Annotated in this window: 17 protein-coding genes; 8 read left to right on the forward strand and 9 right to left on the reverse strand. The window is 66.5% G+C overall.

Features of this window, described 5'->3' with window-relative positions; all coding sequences use genetic code 11:
• Positions 1–17: 17 nt before the first annotated feature.
• From tal to H7J73_RS12765, 6 genes are read left to right on the forward strand one after another with little or no spacing between them, the layout of a single operon-like run.
• Positions 18–1,136, forward strand: coding sequence for a transaldolase (tal, locus tag H7J73_RS12740; protein WP_264067744.1), 1,119 nt, complete (start codon positions 18–20; stop codon positions 1,134–1,136).
• Positions 1,133–2,689 carry a glucose-6-phosphate dehydrogenase gene (zwf, locus tag H7J73_RS12745; RefSeq protein WP_264067745.1) on the forward strand — a complete coding sequence of 519 codons (1,557 nt, stop codon included), beginning with the start codon at positions 1,133–1,135 and terminating at the stop codon, positions 2,687–2,689. The genes tal and zwf overlap by 4 nt, the downstream gene beginning before the upstream one ends.
• Positions 2,690–3,601 carry a glucose-6-phosphate dehydrogenase assembly protein OpcA gene (opcA, locus tag H7J73_RS12750; RefSeq protein WP_264067748.1) on the forward strand — a complete coding sequence of 304 codons (912 nt, stop codon included), beginning with the start codon at positions 2,690–2,692 and terminating at the stop codon, positions 3,599–3,601.
• Positions 3,598–4,335 carry a 6-phosphogluconolactonase gene (pgl, locus tag H7J73_RS12755; protein WP_264067749.1) on the forward strand — a complete coding sequence of 246 codons (738 nt, stop codon included), beginning with the start codon at positions 3,598–3,600 and terminating at the stop codon, positions 4,333–4,335. The genes opcA and pgl overlap by 4 nt, the downstream gene beginning before the upstream one ends.
• Positions 4,336–4,377: 42 nt before the next feature.
• Entirely contained in the window at positions 4,378–4,755 is a 378-nt protein-coding gene (locus H7J73_RS12760) for an ATPase (RefSeq protein WP_264067750.1), read from the forward strand.
• A gap of 3 nt (positions 4,756–4,758) precedes the next feature.
• Entirely contained in the window at positions 4,759–6,042 is a 1,284-nt protein-coding gene (locus tag H7J73_RS12765) for a cytochrome P450 (RefSeq protein ID WP_264067752.1), read from the forward strand.
• Between the two features lie 3 nt (positions 6,043–6,045).
• Here the strand turns inward: H7J73_RS12765 and ppc are convergent, their stop codons facing one another.
• Positions 6,046–8,865: a phosphoenolpyruvate carboxylase gene (gene ppc, locus H7J73_RS12770; RefSeq protein WP_264067753.1), complete on the reverse strand. Its 2,820-nt coding sequence runs from the start codon at positions 8,863–8,865 to the stop codon at positions 6,046–6,048.
• Between the two features lie 112 nt (positions 8,866–8,977).
• Here ppc and H7J73_RS12775 point away from each other — a divergent pair, with 112 nt between their 5' ends.
• The gene (locus H7J73_RS12775) at positions 8,978–9,697 is read left to right on the forward strand and encodes an amidohydrolase family protein (RefSeq protein WP_264067754.1); all 720 of its coding nucleotides are present in this window, start codon (positions 8,978–8,980) and stop codon (positions 9,695–9,697) included.
• On the opposite strand, the gene secG is transcribed toward H7J73_RS12775, so the two are convergent.
• From secG to gap, 4 genes are read right to left on the reverse strand one after another with little or no spacing between them, the layout of a single operon-like run.
• Entirely contained in the window at positions 9,684–9,917 is a 234-nt protein-coding gene (secG, locus tag H7J73_RS12780) for a preprotein translocase subunit SecG (RefSeq protein ID WP_264067756.1), read from the reverse strand. The two genes, H7J73_RS12775 and secG, sit on opposite strands and share 14 nt — an antisense overlap.
• Positions 9,918–9,947: 30 nt before the next feature.
• Complete coding sequence (gene tpiA, locus H7J73_RS12785; RefSeq protein WP_264067757.1) at positions 9,948–10,733, reverse strand: triose-phosphate isomerase; 786 nt, start codon at positions 10,731–10,733, stop codon at positions 9,948–9,950.
• A gap of 18 nt (positions 10,734–10,751) precedes the next feature.
• Positions 10,752–11,975 carry a phosphoglycerate kinase gene (locus tag H7J73_RS12790; protein WP_264067758.1) on the reverse strand — a complete coding sequence of 408 codons (1,224 nt, stop codon included), beginning with the start codon at positions 11,973–11,975 and terminating at the stop codon, positions 10,752–10,754.
• Between the two features lie 14 nt (positions 11,976–11,989).
• A complete protein-coding gene (gene gap / locus H7J73_RS12795) occupies positions 11,990–13,012 on the reverse strand; it encodes a type I glyceraldehyde-3-phosphate dehydrogenase (protein WP_264067759.1) in 1,023 nt (340 codons plus the stop codon).
• A gap of 156 nt (positions 13,013–13,168) precedes the next feature.
• Between gap and ligD the strand changes: the two genes are divergently transcribed.
• On the forward strand, positions 13,169–14,074 hold the full coding sequence (gene ligD, locus H7J73_RS12800; RefSeq protein ID WP_264067760.1) for a non-homologous end-joining DNA ligase: 906 nt from the start codon (positions 13,169–13,171) through the stop codon (positions 14,072–14,074).
• 17 nt (positions 14,075–14,091) lie between these two features.
• Here ligD and whiA read toward each other — a convergent pair whose 3' ends face one another.
• The 4 genes from whiA to uvrC are packed head-to-tail and all read right to left on the reverse strand — an operon-like array spanning position 14,092 to position 19,095.
• Positions 14,092–15,069, reverse strand: a complete 978-nt coding sequence (whiA, locus tag H7J73_RS12805; RefSeq protein ID WP_264067922.1) for a DNA-binding protein WhiA — start codon at positions 15,067–15,069, stop codon at positions 14,092–14,094.
• Positions 15,066–16,112, reverse strand: coding sequence for a uridine diphosphate-N-acetylglucosamine-binding protein YvcK (yvcK, locus tag H7J73_RS12810; RefSeq protein WP_264067761.1), 1,047 nt, complete (start codon positions 16,110–16,112; stop codon positions 15,066–15,068). The genes whiA and yvcK overlap by 4 nt, the downstream gene beginning before the upstream one ends.
• Positions 16,109–17,038 (reverse strand): RNase adapter RapZ, encoded by a 930-nt coding sequence (gene rapZ / locus H7J73_RS12815; RefSeq protein WP_264067762.1) that lies wholly within the window; start codon positions 17,036–17,038, stop codon positions 16,109–16,111. Before rapZ ends, yvcK begins: the two co-directional genes overlap by 4 nt.
• Entirely contained in the window at positions 17,035–19,095 is a 2,061-nt protein-coding gene (uvrC, locus tag H7J73_RS12820; protein WP_264067763.1) for an excinuclease ABC subunit UvrC, read from the reverse strand. The genes rapZ and uvrC overlap by 4 nt, the downstream gene beginning before the upstream one ends.
• Positions 19,096–19,105: the final 10 nt, after the last annotated feature.

Below are 19,105 nucleotides of genomic sequence, written 5' to 3' on the forward strand. Positions count from 1 at the left end.
AGATTGAGGCAAGAGCAATGACACAGAACCCCAACCTGGCCGCACTGAGCGCCGCAGGCGTGTCCGTATGGCTCGACGACCTGTCCCGCGACCGTCTGCAGTCAGGCAATCTGGCCGAGCTCCGGGACACCAAGAGCGTGGTGGGTGTGACCACCAACCCGTCGATCTTCCAGGCGGCGCTGTCCAAGGGCAATGCCTATGACGCCCAGGTCAACGAGCTGGCCGAGCGCGGCGCCGATGTGGACGCCACCATCCGTACGGTCACCACCGATGACGTCCGCAATGCCTGCGACGTGTTCGCCGAGGTTTTCAGGGCCTCCGGCGGAGTCGACGGCCGGGTGTCCATCGAGGTTGACCCGCGCCTGGCGCACGACACCGACAAGACGATCCTGCAGGCGATCGAGCTGTGGAAGATCGTCGACCGCCCCAACGTGCTGATCAAGATTCCGGCCACCAAGGCTGGTCTGCCCGCGATCACCGCGGTGATCGCCGAAGGCATCTCCGTCAACGTCACGCTGATCTTCTCGGTGGAGCGGCACAAGCTGGTCATCGACGCGTACCTGGCCGGACTGGAGAAGGCCAAGGAAGCCGGGCACGACCTGTCGAAGATCCACTCGGTCGCATCCTTCTTCGTCTCCCGCGTCGACACCGAGATCGACAAGCGGCTGGAGAGCATCGGATCCGAGGAGGCGCTCGCACTGCGCGGGCAGGCCGGTGTGGCCAACGCCCGTCTCGCCTATGCGGCCTACGAAGAGGTCTTCGGCGGCGGAAGCCGGTACGAGGCGCTCAAAGCGGACGGCGCGCCGGTGCAGCGGCCGCTCTGGGCGTCCACCGGAGTCAAGAACCCCGACTACTCCGACACCCTGTACGTCACCGAGCTGGTCGGGCCCAACACCGTCAACACCATGCCCGAGAAGACCCTTGATGCCGTCGCCGACCACGGCGTCGTGACCGGTGACACCGTCAGCGGAACCGCCGCGGAAGCGCAGGCTGTCTTCGACAAGCTCGAGGCTGTCGGCATCGACCTCACCGACGTCTTCGTCGTGCTCGAAGACGAGGGCGTGGAGAAGTTCGAGAAGTCCTGGCAGGAGCTGATCGACGCGACCCAAGAGCAGCTGGATGCCGCCAACAAATGAGCGGAACCGCATCCGCCGATTGGGTTAACCCGTTACGGGACAAGCGCGACAAGCGGATGCCCCGCATCGCCGGCCCGTGCGGGGTGGTGATCTTCGGGGTCACGGGTGACCTCGCCACCAAGAAGCTGATGCCGGCGATCTACGACCTAGCGAACCGCGGGCTGTTGCCACCCACGTTCGCCCTGATCGGGTTCGCACGGCGCGAGTGGGCGGACCAGGATTTCGCCAAGATCGTGCACGACGCGGTCAAGGCGCATGCCCGCACGCCGTTCCGGCAGGAGGTCTGGGACCGGCTCAGCGAGGGCATCCGCTTCGTGCAGGGCACGTTCGACGACGACGCCTCATTCGCCTCGTTGAAGGAGACACTGGACAAGCTCGACGCTGAACGGGGTACGGGCGGCAATCACGCCTTCTACCTGTCGATTCCGCCGAAGGCGTTCCCGACGGTGTGCGAGCAGCTGTCCAGGTCGGGACTGGCCCGGCCCGACGGCGACCGCTGGAGCCGGGTGGTGATCGAGAAGCCCTTCGGACACGACCTGGACAGTGCGAAGTCTCTCAACCATGTGGTCAACAGCGTCTTCCCGGAGGAGTCGGTGTTCCGCATCGACCACTATCTGGGCAAGGAGACGGTCCAGAACATCTTGGCGCTGCGGTTCGCCAACCAGCTGTTCGACCCGATCTGGAACGCGCACTACGTCGACCACGTGCAGATCACGATGGCCGAGGACATCGGCCTCGGCGGGCGGGCCGGCTACTTCGACGGCGTCGGCTCTGCCAGGGATGTCATCCAGAACCACCTGACGCAGCTGCTCGCTCTCACCGCGATGGAAGAGCCGGTCAGCTTCAGCCCCGCCGAACTGCAGGCCGAAAAGATCAAGGTGCTCTCGGCAACCCGGCTGGCGGAACCGCTGGACGAAAACACCTCCCGCGGTCAGTACACGGCGGGCTGGCAGGGCGGCGAGAAGGTGTTCGGGCTGCTCGAGGAGGACGGTTTCTCGAAGACCTCCACCACCGAGACGTTCGCCGCCATCACCCTGGAAGTCGACACCCGCCGCTGGGCCGGGGTGCCGTTCTATCTGCGCACCGGAAAACGGCTGGGCCGCAGGGTGACTGAGATCGCCTTGGTGTTCAAGCGGGCCCCGCACCTGCCGTTCGACGCGACGATGACTGACGAACTCGGCAAGAACGCGCTGGTGATCCGGGTGCAACCCGACGAGGGCATCACGCTGAGGTTCGGGTCGAAGGTGCCCGGCCACTCGATGGAGGTCCGCGATGTCAACATGGACTTCTCCTACGGGTCGGCCTTCGCCGAGGACTCCCCCGAAGCCTACGAGCGACTCATCCTTGACGTTCTGCTCGGTGAGCCATCGCTGTTCCCGGTGAACCAGGAGGTCGAATTGTCCTGGAAGATACTCGATCCCGCGCTGGACTACTGGGCTCGCCTTGATTCTGAGGCACTGGCACGCCCCGATCCCTACGAGGCAGGCGGCTGGGGCCCGGAGTCAGCGTTCGAGATGCTGCGGCGCACCGGCCGGGAATGGCGGAGGCCCTAAGTGATCGTCGACCTCGAAGCCACCACGACCAACGCGGTCAACAAGAGGCTGGACGCCCTGCGGGAAGAAGGCGGCGCCTTCACCATGGCGAGGGTGCTGACGCTCGTCATCGCACCGGACAGCCCAGGAGTGCTGGAAGAGTCGATCGAGGCCGCGAACGCCGCCAGCCGCGAGCATCCCTGCCGGGTGATCGTCGTCCTGCCGGTCGACCGCGACGCCGACGACGCGAAACTCGATGCCCAGATCCGGGTCGGCCACGACGCCGGCGCGGGTGAGGTGGTGGTGCTCAAACTGTCCGGGCCGCTGGCCGCACAGGCCAGCAGCGTCGTCACGCCGTTCCTGCTGCCCGACACCCCGGTGGTGGCTTGGTGGCCAGATCTCGCTCCTCGAGTACCAGCTCAGGATCCTTTGGGGCAGTTGGCAATCCGTCGCATCACCGACGCCACTCTGGGCCAGGATCCGCTGGCCTGCATCAAGAGCAGGTTGGAGGGTTACACCCCCGGCGACACCGACCTGGCGTGGAGCCGGATCACCTATTGGCGGGCGATGCTGACCTCGGCCCTGGATCAGGGGCCGCACGAGCCCATCGAGTCGGCTTTGGTGTCGGGCCGCAAGGAGGAGCCGGCCCTGGACATCCTGGCGGGGTGGCTGGCGAGCCGGATCGACGGCCCGGTACAACGTGCCGTCGGAGACCTGAAGGTCGAGCTGATCCGGGCGAGCGAGACCATCACGCTCAGCAGGCCCCAGGACGGTGTCACCGCCACCTTGTCCCGGACCGCCAAGCCCGAGGCCAGACTCCCGTTGGCACGCAGGGAAACTCGAGAGTGCCTGGCCGAAGACATGCGCAGGCTCGACGCCGACGAGATCTACCTGTCCGCCCTCAAAGGCATAGATAAGGTGCAGTACATATGACCGCGATTGTGCAGACTTACGCCGGTACCGACGAGTTGGTGGCGGCCGCCGGTGACCGCCTGATCGGGGCGATCACCGCCGCGATCGAGGCCAGGGGTCAGGCGTTCATCGTGTTGACCGGCGGCGGCACCGGGGTGAAGCTGCTCAAGCATGTCGGGGAGCACGGCAGTGCGATCGACTGGTCGGTGGTGCACCTGTTCTGGGGCGACGAGCGGTACGTGCCCGAAGCCGATGACGAGCGCAACGAGAAGCAAGCCCGCGAAGCGCTTCTCGACGCTATCGACATCCCGGCCCGCAACATTCACCCGATGGCCGCCTCCGATGGTGAGTTCGGGTCGGACCTCGACGCTGCCGCGCTTGCCTACGAAACCGTGCTGGCCGCCAACGCCAGCGAGGGCGAGCCGACCCCGGCCTTCGATGTGCACCTGCTCGGGATGGGGCCGGAAGGACACGTGAACTCGTTGTTCCCGCACACGCCCGCGGTGCTGGAGAAGACCCGGTTCGTCGTCGGGGTCGAGGATTCACCCAAGCCCCCGCCGCGGCGAATCACGTTGACGCTGCCCGCGGTCAACCGGTCTCGCGAGGTCTGGCTGGTGGTGGCGGGCGCGGAGAAGGCTGACGCGGTCGCGGCGGCGGTGGGCGGCGCCGAAGCTGTCGATTGGCCCGCGGCGGGGGCTGTCGGCACCGAGCAGACGGTGTGGTTGCTCGACGCCGCGGCGGCGTCGAAACTCTAATTGTCCGTCTGACCGCCAGGTCCAGCGCCCATACTGGCAACCATGGCAGACAGGGATGCCCGGACCCCGCGTACACGACCGGCCCAGCAACGACTCAGAACGCTCGCCCAGGCAGCACTCAACGCCGATGTCACCGTCGAGCAGGTGGACACCGTTCTCACCGGCCTGACCGAGACACTCATCGATCTCAACGGGTCGACGGATGCCCTCGATGCCACCCTGGAGCGGTTCAACGAGACGATCAGCCGCATCGACGAGCTGGCGCCGCGGTTGATCGCGATGGTGGACCGTCTTGAGGGCATCGTCGACCGGGTGGAGCGCATCGTCGACGTCGGCGAGGCGGTGGTGTCGCCGATCTCGGCCACCGAGTCCGCGGTGCGCGGAGTTGTGCATGCGGTGCGCAGCCGCACCGGGCTGTAGAGAGTGACCGTTTCGCCTTCCCCACCGTTCGCCGCCGATACCGGGCTGCCCTGGGACGTCGCGGTGGACGATGCCGTCGGGGCGATCGCGTCGGCGCGGCACCGCTACGGAGACACCTTCGCGCTGCGCAGCGGCGGGGACAACTATCTGTTCACCTTCTCCCCGACCGGCGTCGAATCGTTCTACGCGCTGCCAGAGGAACGCGCCAGCAAAGGTGTCGCCGACTACCTGATGTTGCGACGCAAACTGCCCGAGGAGCTCTTCGACGGCAGGCGCGTCCTGCCTGGCACCTTGTTTCGGCGCGACGACGTGGCCGCCTATCTGCAAAACCTCAAGCTGGCTCTCGAGCGGACCGTCACCGAGTTGGGACCGGCCGGTTCGGTCGATGCATTCGATCTGACGCGACGGCTCAGCCATCGGATGGGCTTGGCGTCGTGGGCCGGGCCGGGCTGCGCCGTCGGTGACAAGTTCGACCGCCTGGTAACGGCTTTCGACATCCTCGACGGATCCGACGCGTTCGTCCATCCCGATACGATGGCCGAGGTCGAAGCCTCCGGTAAGCGCGCTGAGCGGGCCGCGCTCGACGAAGTGGTCGAGATCGTGGGCGCCTCGGTCGACCGATGGAAGGGTGACACCGGCGGCCCAGATTCGCTGTTCTGCCGAATCGTGACCGCGTGGACCGATGCGCCGGCCGAGGAGCAGCTCAGGGGTATCGCCTTCGATATCGCGTTGATCCACATCGCGTCGATGTCGAATCTTGCTGCCGCAGTGGGCTGGACGATGGTCGACATTCTCGAACACCCAGCTGCGGCGCAGCGGATCGTGGCCGGCGATGCCGATCTGGCCCGTCGCTGCGCACTGGAGAGCACCCGGCTCGCGCAACGCTCGATCATGTCGCGGACCGTGCTCAAACCGGTCCACCTGGACACCGGTGACGCCGTCTACGACGTGCCGCCGGGCTGGACCGTCGCCACCCTACTGCCACTGCTGAACACCACAGCCGCGCCGGACCTGGATAGCTGGGATCCGGACCGCTGGACCGGGCACCGGCTGGCCGACGTGTCGGCATTGGCCAGTCCGGCACTGGTCACGGCGTTCGGGCACGGCCGGCATTCCTGCCCGGCGCAACCGTTCTCACTGGCCGCGATGACGACGGCGGTCACGCACCTGCTGAGCAGCTATGAGATGACGCCGGGCTGGTCGGCCTATCCCCGACCGGTGCCCGCGCAGATCGGTGGCGTCGCACGCGCCGAGGGCAGGTGCCCGATCAGCTACCAGGCCCGGTAGCTGTCAGCCGCTGTTGCGCAGCGCCGTCGCCAGCCCGCTCATCGTCAGCAGGATGCCGCGCTGGACCAGTTCGTCCTCGTCGCCGGAGCGGAACCGCCGCAGCAGCTCGACCTGCAGGTGATTCAGCGGTTCCAGATACGGGAAGCGGTTGAACACCGAGCGCGCCAGCGCCGGGTTGTCGGCGAGCAGATCGTCCTGGCCGGTGATGAGTTTGAGCATCTTGATACTGCGGTCATGCTCGGCCAAGATCTTGTCGAACACCCGGCGCCGCAACGCCTCGTCCTCGACCAGCTCGGAGTACCGCGCCGCCAGACCCATATCGGCTTTCGCCATCACCTGCGCCATGTTCGACAGCACGGTGGCGAAGAACGGCCACCGGCGATACAGGTCCTGCAGCACCTCCAACCGGCCGTCCCCCTCGGAGATCCAGTCCTCGAATGCCGTCCCGGTGCCGTACCAACCGGGCAGCATCACCCGCGACTGGCTCCAGGCCAGTACCCACGGGATGGCCCGCAGATCCGAGATCGATGTCGTCGGTTTACGCGACGTCGGCCGGCTGCCGATATTGAGCGCCCCGATTTCGCTGACCGGCGTCGAGGCCTTGAAATACTCGACGAAGCCCGGGGTTTCGTGCACCAGATCGGAGTAGGCCCGCTGGGCCCTGGCCGCCAGGTCGTCGAGCACCGCATAGGCATTCTCGGCCGATCCACCCAGCCCTTCTATATCGAGCAGGGTCGACTCCAGGGTGGCGGCCAGCAGCGTCTCCAGGTTGCGGTGCGCGATGCGCGGCTCTGCGTATTTCGCGGCGATCACCTCACCCTGTTCGGTGATCCGCAGCGAACCCTTCACCGCACCGGGGGGCTGCGCGAGGATGGCGTCGTAGCTGGGGCCGCCGCCGCGGCCGACGGTGCCACCGCGACCGTGGAACAGCCGCATCCGGATCCCGGTGTTGCGGGCCATCTCGACCAGGTCCAACTCGGCGCGGTACAGCGCCCAGTTGGCTGCCAGATATCCGCCGTCCTTGTTGGAGTCGGAGTAGCCGAGCATGATTTCCTGGCTCTCGCCGCGGGCGTGGATCAGGTCCCGGTACAGCGGAATACTCAGGACCGCTTCCATGATCGACGCACCACGCTGCAGGTCGTCGATCGTCTCGAACAGCGGCACGATACCGACCGGGCTGTAGGGGGTGTCGCCCGAGGCTCCCCCGACTACGGAGAGCAGCCCCGCCTCCTTGAGCAGCAGCGCCGCTTCGAGCATGTCCGAGACCGACTGGCACATCGAGATGATGTAGTTGGGCACCGCATTGGGGCCGAAGACGTCGACGGCGCGAGCCGCCGCGGCCACGATGCCCAGCTCTTTGGTCGCCAGCTCGGATAGCTGGGCGCTCTCCCCGATCAGCGGCCTGCGGGTGCTGAGCTCGGCCACCAGCAGGTCGACCCGCTCCTGCTCGGGCAGCGACGCGTAGTCCGGATGCACCCCGGCCCAGGCGAGCAGCTCGGCGATCACCTCTTCGTGCACATCGGAGTTCTGCCGCATGTCGAGGCCGGACAGATGAAATCCGAAGACATGCACGGCTTCTCGCAGACGTGCCAGCCGATCGTCGGCCAGCAGCGCGCTGCCGTTGCTGCATAGCGATACATCGACGGTGTTCAGATCGGCCTCGAACTCCTCCGGCGAGAAATATCGGTCGAGGCCGAGATCGAGTTGGTACTCGGGTTGGCGGTCCAGGATCGCTGCGGCCGTGGCGGTCAGCCTGGCGTGAATCACCCGCAGCGCGCGGCGGTAGGGCTCGTCGGAGCGGGCCGGCTCATGGCAGATATCGGCCAGGGCGGTCAGGTCGTCGCTGACGGTCACCAACCGGGCCGACATCGACAGCTCCTCTTCGAGCGCGGTGAGCTCGATGAAGTACTGCGCGAACGCGGTGTACGCGGCGCTGCCGGTGGCCAGCCGCACCACATCACCGGTGACGTTCGGGTTGCCGTCGCGGTCACCGCCGATCCACGAGCCGGGCCGCAGGATCGGCTCCGGCAGCAGCTCGGCGTCGGGCCAGCGGGCCCGCAGCGCTTCCCGGACCTCGGCATTGACCTGCGGGATGACCTCGAAGAAGGCGGCCGGGTAGTAGCGCAGGCCGGTTTCGATCTCGTCTTGGATCTTCAACCGCGACAACCGGATCAGCGCCGTCTGCCACAGCATCAAGATCTGCCGGCGCAGCTCGATATCGATGCTCGCGCCATCGTCGGTGCGGGCATGCCCACCGGCCCGCAGCCGCATCAGCTCGGTGATCCGGTGCTGGGTGTCGAAAACGGTTCGTCTGCGGGTCTCGGTCGGGTGTGCGGTGATCACCGGCGAGACGAGTGCACCGGTGAGCGCGACGGCGACGGTCGCGGAATCGAGATCGGCCGCGTCGAGCTTGAGGTAGGTGGCCGCGAGGCTGCTGTCCTGCGGCGGCTCGCCCTCGGCCTCGTGGATGGCGCGCCGGCGTTCCCGGTGGATGTCCTCGGCGACGTTGGCCAGCAAGGCGAAATGAGTGAAGGCGCGGATGACCGGGATCGCCTTCTTGGTGTCGATGCCGTCGAACAGCTGCGCCAGCTCGTTGCGGTCGATCTCCGAGCGCCGCACCCGGAACGAGCCGACGCGGGCCCGTTCGACCAGGTCGAAGATCTCGTCACCGTTCTGTTCGCGGACGGTGTCGCCCAGCATCGCGCCGAGCAGCCGAATGTCCTCGCGCATCGGTTCGGTCGCCTCGCGGCCCACCTGGGTGCGACGAACAGCACCGATCGGTTCCAGGGCCGTGTCGGAACGCGTATCGGAGAGCTCTGCCATGACGTCAAGTATCGACGCACCGCGAATTCGGCGCAGAACGAGGTCGCTACGACAGTATCGATGCCGTGACTGACGCACACCGACGTTGTTCCGGGCCCGCACGGTCATCACCGTGGACCCGGCCCAGCCCAGGGCGTCCGCGATCCTGGTCGACGGTGACCGGATCATCGCGGTGGGTGTGTTCGAGGACCTCGATAGCGGCCAGTATGAGGTCGATGACACGTTCGCCGACGCCGTCGTCTGCGCCGGCTTCATCGACCAGCATCTGCACCCGGTACTGGGGGCCGCCACGCTGGTCACCGAGGTGATCGCCACCGAGGACTGGGCGCTGCCCGGCAAGTTGTGCCCGGCCGCGCAGTCCCAGGATGACTATCGGCAGCGGCTGGCCGAGGCCGAACAACGCACCCCTGCAGGCGAATGGCTGATCTCGTGGGGTTATCACCGGTTGTGGCACGGCGTACTGGACCGCGGCGTGCTCGATCAGATCAGCGCCTCGCGGCCGATCGCGGTGTGGCGGCGGTCCTGCCACGAGTGGTTCCTGAACTCCGCGGCGATCGACACACTCGGGATCACCGCGGCATCAATGGCCGGCCACGGCGCGGCCAACACCATGGTGGACGTCGCCGCCGGGCTGCGGCAGATGGTCGACTATCTGCATCACAACGGTGTCACGGCATTCAACGAACCCGGCAGCATGTGGGACCTGGAGCCGTGGCTCGCCGAGGATCTCTACGACGTCGACCCCGCGCGCTTGAACGAGGTGACAGTACTCGGCAGCGTGTATGCCGGCCGGTGGTTCCCGGCGAGCGGTCAGCCGATTAGCCGTACTTGATCTGCAGGCCGACGCCGATGATCGAGACCAGCCAGATGCCGGTGACGAACAGCGTCAGACGGTCGAGGTTCTTCTCGACGACGGTCGACCCGGACAGGCTGGACTGCACACCGCCACCGAACAGCGTGGACAGACCGCCACCCTTGGCACGGTGCAGCAGCACCAGCAGAACCACCAGCACGCTCGTCACGATCAGCGTGATGTCCAGAGCCAATTCCATGGCCGCCAGACTACAGGCCGCAGCGTCTGGTCAGGGAATCGGCCCACCTGCGGCGATTGCCGAAAGAATGGCGAACTGTTCGCCATCGAGCGACGCTCCACCGACCAGTGCGCCGTCGACATCGGCCTTGCCGACGAGCTCTCCAACATTCTTGGCGTTCACCGATCCGCCGTAGAGCACCCGGACCGTGGCCGCGATCTCCGGCGACGACAGTTCGGCCAGTTCCTCACGGATCGCCTTGCAGACTTCCTGTGCGTCGGCGGCACTGGCCACCCGGCCGGTGCCGATCGCCCACACCGGTTCGTAGGCGATGACGCTGGCACCGATCTGCTCGGCGGACAGCCCCGCCAGCGAGCCCTTGAGCTGGTTGACGTTGTAGGCGACGTGATCGCCCGCCTCGCGGACCTCCAGGCCCTCACCGATGCAGATGATCGGAGTCAGTCCATGCTTGAGCGCGGCCGCCGCCTTGGCGGCGACCAGCGCGTCGTCCTCGTGGTGGTACGTGCGGCGCTCGGAGTGCCCGACGACGGCGAACGTGCAGCCCAGCTTGGCCAGAAACGCACCGCTGATCTCGCCGGTGTAGGCGCCGGAGTCGTACTGGGAGATGTCCTGCGCGCCGTAGGTGAGACGTAGCTTGTCGCCGTCGACCAGTGTCTGCACGCTGCGCAGGTCGGTGAACGGCGGAATCACCGTGACGTCGACCTTGTCGAAGTACTTGTCGGGCAACGAGAATGCGATCTTCTGCACCAGGGCGATGGCCTCGAAATGATTGAGGTTCATCTTCCAGTTGCCGGCGATCAGCGGTGTGCGGGCCACAAAGCTCCTATATGTTGACTACTGCTCGAGGATGGAAATGCCGGGCAGTTCCTTGCCCTCAAGGTATTCCAGTGAGGCACCGCCACCGGTGGAAATGTGCGAGAAACCGTCCTCGGGCAAGCCCAGCTGACGTACCGCTGCTGCGGAATCCCCGCCGCCGACGACGCTGAACGCGCCCTTGGCGGTGGCGCCGATGATGGCCTCGGCCACTCCTTTGGTGCCCGCCGCGTAGGCCGGGAACTCGAAGACCCCCATCGGGCCGTTCCAGAAGACGGTCTTGGCATTCGACAGCAGGGCGGTGAACCGCTTGACCGACTCCGGGCCGATGTCCAGGCCCATCTTGCCGTCGGGAATCTTGTCGGCGGCGACTGTCTCCGGCGGTGAATCCGCGGCGAACTTTTCGGTAACGACGATGTCCACCGGGAGGTGGATGACGTCGCCGTAATCTTCCAGCAGCTTGGCGCAGGTCTCGATCATCTCGGGCTGACACAGTGAGGTGCCGACCGAAAGTCCTTGCGCGGCAAGGAAGGTGTAGCACATGCCGCCACCGATGACGATGCTGTCGGCTTTGGTGGCCAGGTTTTCGATCACCGCGAGCTTGTCAGAGACCTTCGACCCGCCGAGCACCACGGCGTAGGGCCGTTCGGTGGAACTCGTCAGCGCCTTGAGTACCTCGACCTCGGTGGCCACGAGCGCGCCCGCGTAGTGCGGAAGCAAGGTGGCGACGTCGTAGACCGAGGCCTGCTTGCGGTGCACGACACCGAAGCCGTCCGAGACAAACGCTGCCGGGTTTCCTCCCGGATCCGCCACGAGCGCCACCAGCGCCTCGGCCAGCGCCAGTCGTTCCGCGTCGTCCTTGCTGGTTTCACGCGGATCGAACCGGATGTTCTCCAGCAGCAGCACGTCGCCGTCGGTCAACCCTTCGGCTCTGGCCAGCGCGTCGGTGCCGACGACATCACCGGCGAGCTGGACGTGTCGGCCCAGTTGTTCACCGAGCGCCACCGCCACCGGGGCCAGCGAGAACTCCGGGTCGGGTTCACCTTTGGGCCGGCCGAGGTGCGCGGTGACGACGACCTTGGCGCCGGCGTCGCTGAGCGCCTTGATCGTCGGCACCGAAGCGATGATGCGGCCCGGGTCCCCGATGATGCCGTTGTCGAGCGGGACGTTGAGGTCGGAGCGCACGAGTACGCCCCGACCTTCTACGCCTTGCGCCAGCAGGTCGGACAGAGATTTGATCGCCATGCTTGCCGGGTGGACTAGAGCGACTTGCCGACCAGCGCGACCAGGTCGACCAGCCGGTTGGAGTAGCCCCACTCGTTGTCGTACCAGGAGACGACCTTGGCCTGGTTGTCGATGACCTTCGTCAAGCCCGAGTCGAAGATCGAGCTGTGTGGGTCGGTGACGATATCGCTGGACACGATCGGTGCGTCGTAGTACTTCAGGATGCCCTTGAGCGGTCCGTCGGCGGCGGCCTTCATCGCGGCGTTGATCTCGACGGCGGTACCCGGCTTGGCCAGCTCGGCGGTCAGGTCGGTGACCGATCCGGTGGGGATCGGCACCCGCAGCGCGTAGCCGTCGAGCTTGCCCTTGAGCTCCGGCAGCACCAGGCCGATGGCCTTGGCGGCACCGGTGGAGGTGGGCACGATGTTCAGTGCGGCCGCCCGGGCGCGACGCAGGTCGCTGTGCGGACCGTCCTGCAGATTCTGATCCTGGGTGTAGGCGTGGATGGTGGTCATCAGACCCTTGACGATGCCGAACTCGTCGTTGAGCACCTTGGCCAGCGGGCCGAGGCAGTTGGTGGTGCACGACGCGTTGGAGATGATGTTCTGGCTGCCGTCGTACTTGTCGTCGTTGACGCCGATCACGATGGTGATGTCGGGGTCGGTGGCGGGCGCGGAGATGATGACCTTCTTGGCGCCGGCATCGAGGTGCCCCTTCGCCTTGGCGGCGTTGGTGAAGATGCCGGTCGATTCGACCACCACGTCGACTCCGAGGTCACCCCACGGCAGTTCCGACGGTCCGGCCTTGACTTCGAGCGCCTTGATCTTGGTGTCGCCGACGACGATGGTGTCCTCGCCCTCGAGGCTGACGTCGTAGGGCAGCCGGCCCAGGATGGAGTCGAACTTCAGCAGGTGCGCCAGCGTCGCATTGTCGGTCAGGTCGTTGACCGCGACGATCTCGATATCGGTGTTGTTGCCGAGCGCCTTCTGCGCATCCAGCGCCCTGAAAAAGTTGCGCCCGATTCGGCCGAAGCCGTTAACGCCTACCCGGATCGTCACTTGTCTCTCCCTCTGAGTTCGCATGCCAAGTCCGCATGATGTAACTGCTCGCCAGCCAGCCTAGTGGCCTGCCACCGGCGTCGCGCAGGCTGGTTGATGAACATTCCGACCACGGCGTGAGGGATAACTCAGGCCACATCGGGGTAACCCGGACCGGTGATAGTCGCGCAAATCGACATCAGCAACCCGGACAAAGTGCTGTTTCCTGACAGCGAATCCTCGAAAGACGGCCGCGCGGGCCTCACCAAACGCGACCTAGCGGAGTATTACGCGTCGGTCGCCAGGGTGATGCTGCCGCACCTGACGGACCGCCCGATCAGCATGCAGCGCTTTCCTGACGGCATCGACAGCGAGGGTTTCTACGAGAAGAAGGTGCCGTCCCACTTTCCGGATTGGATCGACACCGCCGAGGTGGACACCGCCAACGGACCGCAATCGCAGGTCACGGTCAACAGCGCCCGAGCGCTGGTCTACTTGGCCAACCAGGGCTGTATCACCCCGCACACCTGGCTCAGCCGCACCCGCGCGCTGAACCGGCCCGACCAACTGGTGTTCGACCTGGACCCGTCGGTCGACGATATCGCCTCGCTGCGGCGGGCGACCACGATGACCGGGGACTTGCTCAACGACATCGGCCTGACCTCCTACCTGAAGTCGTCGGGCGCCCGCGGCTATCACGTGGTGGTCCCGTTGCGCCCGCAGGCGACCTTCGATGAGACCCAGGCCTTCGCCCTAGAGGTCGCCGAGCATCTGGCGAAGCAGGAACCCGACCTGCTGACCGTCGAACAGCGTAAGAGCAACCGTGGCGACCGGGTCTACATCGACATCACGGGCAACAGTTTCGGGCAGACCATCGTGCCGCCCTATGCCGTCCGAGCCCGGCCCGGCGGCCCGGTGTCGACGCCCATGGAGTGGTACGAGCTCCCCCGCCTCGCGCCTGGCGACTACACGATCGCCAACCTGCGTCGCCGGTTGGCGACGCGTGGCGACCCATGGCACGGGATCCGCCGGCGCGCGCACGGCCTGACCAAGGCCAGGGAAAAACTGGTGCGGCTGCGCTGACGGGTACTGCGTCGAGGTCAGGTGTCTTCGAGCAGCTCGGCCGTCACAGCCGACTCGGTATCGGGGATACCGTCCTGTTTGGCCTTCCGGTCTGCCATCGACAGCAACCGCCGAATGCGGCCTGCGACAGCATCTTTCGTCATCGGCGGATCGGCAAGGCGGCCCAGTTCTTCCAGTGAGGCCTGACGGTGCTCAACGCGCAATCTGCCGGCCGTCGACAGGTGGTCGGGGACGCTGTCACCGAGGATCAGCAGAGCCCGCTCCACCCGGGCCGCTGCAGCAACGGCCGCGCGGGCCGAGCGGCGCAGATTGGCGTCGTCGAAGTTGGCCAGCCGGTTGGCAGTGGCCCGGACCTCGCGGCGCATCCGCCGCTCCTCCCAGGTCAGCCGGGTGTCCTGGGCGCCCATACGGGTGAGCAGCGCGCCGATCGCCTCGCCGTCACGCACGACGACCCGGTCGGCACCGCGGACCTCTCTGGCTTTGGCGCTGACTCCGAGCCGTCGCGCGGCGCCCACGAGCGCCAGCGCCGCCTCCGGGCCCGGGCAGCTCACTTCCAGCGCAGACGATCGACCCGGTTCGGTCAGCGAGCCATGGGCCAGGAAGGCACCTCGCCACGCGGCTTCGGCATCTCCCACGCTGCCGCCGACCACCTGGGCCGGCAGGCCGCGCACCGGCCTGCCGCGCAGATCCAGCAGACCCGTCTGCCTCGCCAACGCTTCGCCGTCTTTGGCGACCCGCACCACGTACCGCGTGCTCTTGCGGATCCCGCTGGCAGACAACACATGCACGACGGCGTTGTAGCCGTACAGATCGAAGATGTCCTTACGCAGCCGGCGCGCGATGATGCCGAGATCGACTTCGGCTTCCACCACCACCCGGCCGGACACGATGTGTAGGCCACCGGCGAAGCGCAACAGCGACGCAACCTCGGCGCGGCGGGCGCTGACCGAATTGACTATCAGCCGACTCAGTTCATCCTTGACCTCGGCCGTCATCGCCACGGATCGTCACCTCTCGGTCCACTCAGACTCTGTCCATCCACGTCAGGGGTTGCACCCGGCATAGTCGGTGCGATAGGCACGGCCCCCCGGACGCGCACTGCTTCGAGTGCCGCCGCCAGTTTCGCCGGATCATGTAAAGGTGTACCAGGTCTGGACACGTCAGCAAACTGAACTGCAGCATCGAGCATGCTCGCGGTCCGCTGCAGCTGTTCGCGCTCACGGTCTCCGGGTACCCGTGTCGCGTCAACGATGATCTCGTGCACCGTGAAGTCGGGTGCGTGCTGAGCCAACACATGAAGATGCCGCTCGGCGGAAAAGTCTGCCGTCTCCCCCGGTTCGGCCGCGAGGTTGAGCACCAGCGCACGGCGCGCCGTCGTCGCATTCAATGCCGAAACCAGCTCGGGCACCAGGACGTGCGGGATGACACTGGTGAACCACGAACCCGGTCCGAGGACCACCAGATCGGCAGCCATGATCGCGTCGACGGCCTGCCGCGTCGCCGGCGGATTACCGGGGAGCAGCCGCACCCGGCGAACCTTGCCCGGGGTGGTCGCGATCGCCACCTGGCCGCGGATCACGCGGCTCATCCTGGGATCCGATTCCAGCCCGGCCACATCGGCTTCGATCTGCAGGGCGATCGGGCACATCGGCAGCACCCGGCCTTTGACGCCGAGGACGCGCCCCAGTTCGTCGAGGGCGGCCACCGGGTCGGCCAGCACCTCGTTGAGGCCGGCCAGGATGAGGTTGCCGATCGGATGACCCGCCAGCGCACCACTGCCACCGAACCGGTGCTGGATGATGGTCGCCCACAGCCGACCATGCGGACTATCAGATGCCAAGGCCGCCAACGCCATTCGCAGATCTCCCGGCGGCACCACATCGAGCTCGCTGCGCAGCCGCCCCGATGAGCCGCCGTCATCGGCCACCGTGACCACCGCGGTGATGTGCGGGGTGAGCCGACGGGCGGCAGACAGAGTGGCGTAGAGGCCATGGCCGCCGCCCAGCGCGACGATGCGGCTGTTTTCGCCCGGGTTCACTCGCGACCCAGATCCCGGTGCAAGGCACGCACCGACAGCCGGCCGTTGGCCTGCAGGCGCGCGGCAAGGGCTTCGGCGATCGCGACGCTGCGGTGCTTGCCGCCGGTACAGCCGATGGCGACGGTCATGTAGCGCTTACCTTCCCGGCGATAGCCTTCAATCACCAGATCGAGCAGCTCGTGGTAGGTGTCGAGAAACTTGCCCGCACCCGGTTGCCCGAGTACGTAGTCGCGCACCGCCGGATGCTGACCGGTGTGCGGACGGAGATCGTCCACCCAGTGCGGGTTGGGCAGGAACCGAACGTCCATCACCATGTCGGCGTCCATGGGTAAGCCGTATTTGAAGCCGAAGGACTCCACCGTCACGCTGGTTTCGGCGATCTTCTCGCTACCGAAGGCCTGCTCGATACTCGCCCGCAGCGCCGGTACCGGCAGGCTCGAGGTATCGATCACCAGATCGGCGCCGGCGCGCACCGGTGCCAGCATTACGCGCTCGGCGGCGATGCCTTCGGCGAGCGTCAGATCACCTTGCAGCGGATGACTGCGCCGGTTTTGCTCGTAGCGCCGGACCAGGATGTCGTCGGAGGCTTCGAGGAACAGCACCTGCGGCGTGATGCCGCGGGTCGCCAGTTCGGTGCGGACCGAGTCGAGATCGCCGGTGAAACCCTTGGAGCGCGCGTCCATCACGATGGCGAGTTGGGTGATTCGCGAGCCGGCCGCCAGGCCCAGATCCACCATCCGGGCGATCAACTCGGGCGGCAGGTTGTCGGCGACGTACCAACCGAGATCTTCGAGCACTTTGGCGGCGGTACCTCGGCCCGCGCCCGAGAGCCCGGTAACCAGAACGACATCGATACCGGAGTCGGTTTCAGCGCCGATATCGCTTGAGCCGTCGTCCCGCGTCACGTGGTCAGTACCGTCCGTCATCCGGATGCCTGTTCGGCTGCCTGTTCGGCCAAGCCATCATCGCGTACCTCGGTGGTGTTCGTGGTGGATACCAACATTTCCCGGGCATTCTCGGCCGGCGGGGGCCCACTCGGCTCCGGGCCTGCCCCGAGCGCGGTCAACACGGCCACGGCCGTGGTCACCCCGATACCGGGCACCGCAGTGATCTCCTCGACCGTCGCCTGTGTGAGACGGGCCACCGAGCCGAAGTGGGTGACGAGCGCCTTGCGTCGGTGCTCACCCAGGCCCGGCACTGAATCCAGCGCCGATGCGGTCATCCGCTTCGACCGCTTGCTGCGGTGGTAGGTGATGGCGAACCGGTGGGCCTCGTCGCGCACGCGTTGCAACAGATACAGCCCCTCGCTGTTGCGTGGCATGATCACCGGATCGGGTTCTCCGGGCACCCACACCTCTTCTAGTCGTTTCGCCAGGCCGATCACCGCCACATCGGAGATACCCAGCTCGGTCAGCACCGCCGCAGCCGCGTTCACCTGCGGCGCACCACCGTCGACGACGTAAAGGTTGGGCGGGTAGGCAAATCTACGCGATTTACCCTCTGCCGCAAACTCTTCCACGTTCTGGGTGTCCTGCAGATGACGCCAGAAGCGCCGCCTGGTGACCTCGGCGATGGAAGCCACATCATCGGAGCGACCGTCGCCGGCCGCCTCCTTGATGGCGTAGTGGCGGTAGTCCGATTTACGCGGCAGCCCGTCCTCGAAAACCACCAGCGAGGCAACGACATCGGTGCCCTGGACGTGGCTGATGTCCACACACTCGATCCGCAGCGGCGCATCCACCAACCCCAGGGCATCCTGAATGCTTTGCAGCGCGGCGGATCTGGCGTTGAAGTCACCGGCCCGGCGCAGCTTGTGCTGCTGCAGCGCCTCCTGCGCGTTACGGGACACGGTTTCGGCGAGCGCCTTCTTGTCGCCACGCTGGGGCACCCGCAACGACACCCTCGAGCCGCGTAACCCGGACAACCAGACGGTGAGTTCCTCGGCATTGGGCGGCAGACACGGCACCAGGACCTCGCGCGGAACCGGATTAGTTGACTCGTCGCCACCGTCGTCTGCCGAACCTCCCAATTCGGCCTGATCGCCGTAGAACTGGGTGAGAAACTGCTCCACCAGCACCGCGGTTCCGTCGCTGTCATCGGGTTCCGTGGATTTCTCGACCACCCAGCCACGTTGACCGCGCACCCGTCCGCCCCGGACATGAAACACCTGGACCGCCGCTTCCAGATCGTCGTCGGCGAAGGCCACCACATCGGCATCGGTGCCGTCGCCGAGCACCACGGCCTGCTTCTCCAGTGCCCGCCGTAGCGCCCCCAGGTCGTCACGCAGCCGCGCGGCCCGCTCGAAGTCGAGCACCTCGGCCGCATCGGTCATCTGGTGTTCCAGTTCACGCGCGAACCTGTCCGTCTTACCCGAGAGGAAATCACAGAAGTCGGCGACGATCTTGCGATGCTCCTCGGCGGTGACCCTGCCGACGCACGGCGCCGAGCACTTGTCTATGTAGCCGAGCAGGCAGGGCCGGTCGATCTGGCTGTGCCGCTTGAACACTCCGGCCGAACAGGTTCGTGCGGGAAAGACCCGGGTCAGCAGATCGAGCGTCTCCCGGATCGCCCACGCGTGGGAGTAGGGACCGAAGTAGCGGACTCCTTTGCGGCGCGGTCCGCGGTAGACGAACAACCGCGGATATTCGTCGTTGAGAGTGACCGCCAGCACCGGATAGGACTTGTCGTCGCGATAGCGGACGTTGAAGCGCGGATCGAATTCCTTGATCCAGTTGTATTCAAGCTGCAGCGCCTCGACTTCGGTGCCGACGACCGTCCACTCGACTTTGGCCGCGGTGGTGACCATCTGCCTGGTCCGGGGATGCAGCGCGGACAGATCCTGGAAGTAGGACGTCAGCCGACTGCGGAGACTCTTGGCCTTCCCGACGTAGATGACCCGGCCGTGCGGGTCCCTGAACCGGTATACGCCAGGTTCCACCGGAATGGACCCGGGTGCAGGCCGGTACGTCGCTGGATCGGGCACCGCTCCAGAT

It is taken from the genome of Mycolicibacterium komossense, from assembly GCF_025822605.1.
GTDB lineage: Bacteria > Actinomycetota > Actinomycetes > Mycobacteriales > Mycobacteriaceae > Mycobacterium > Mycobacterium komossense.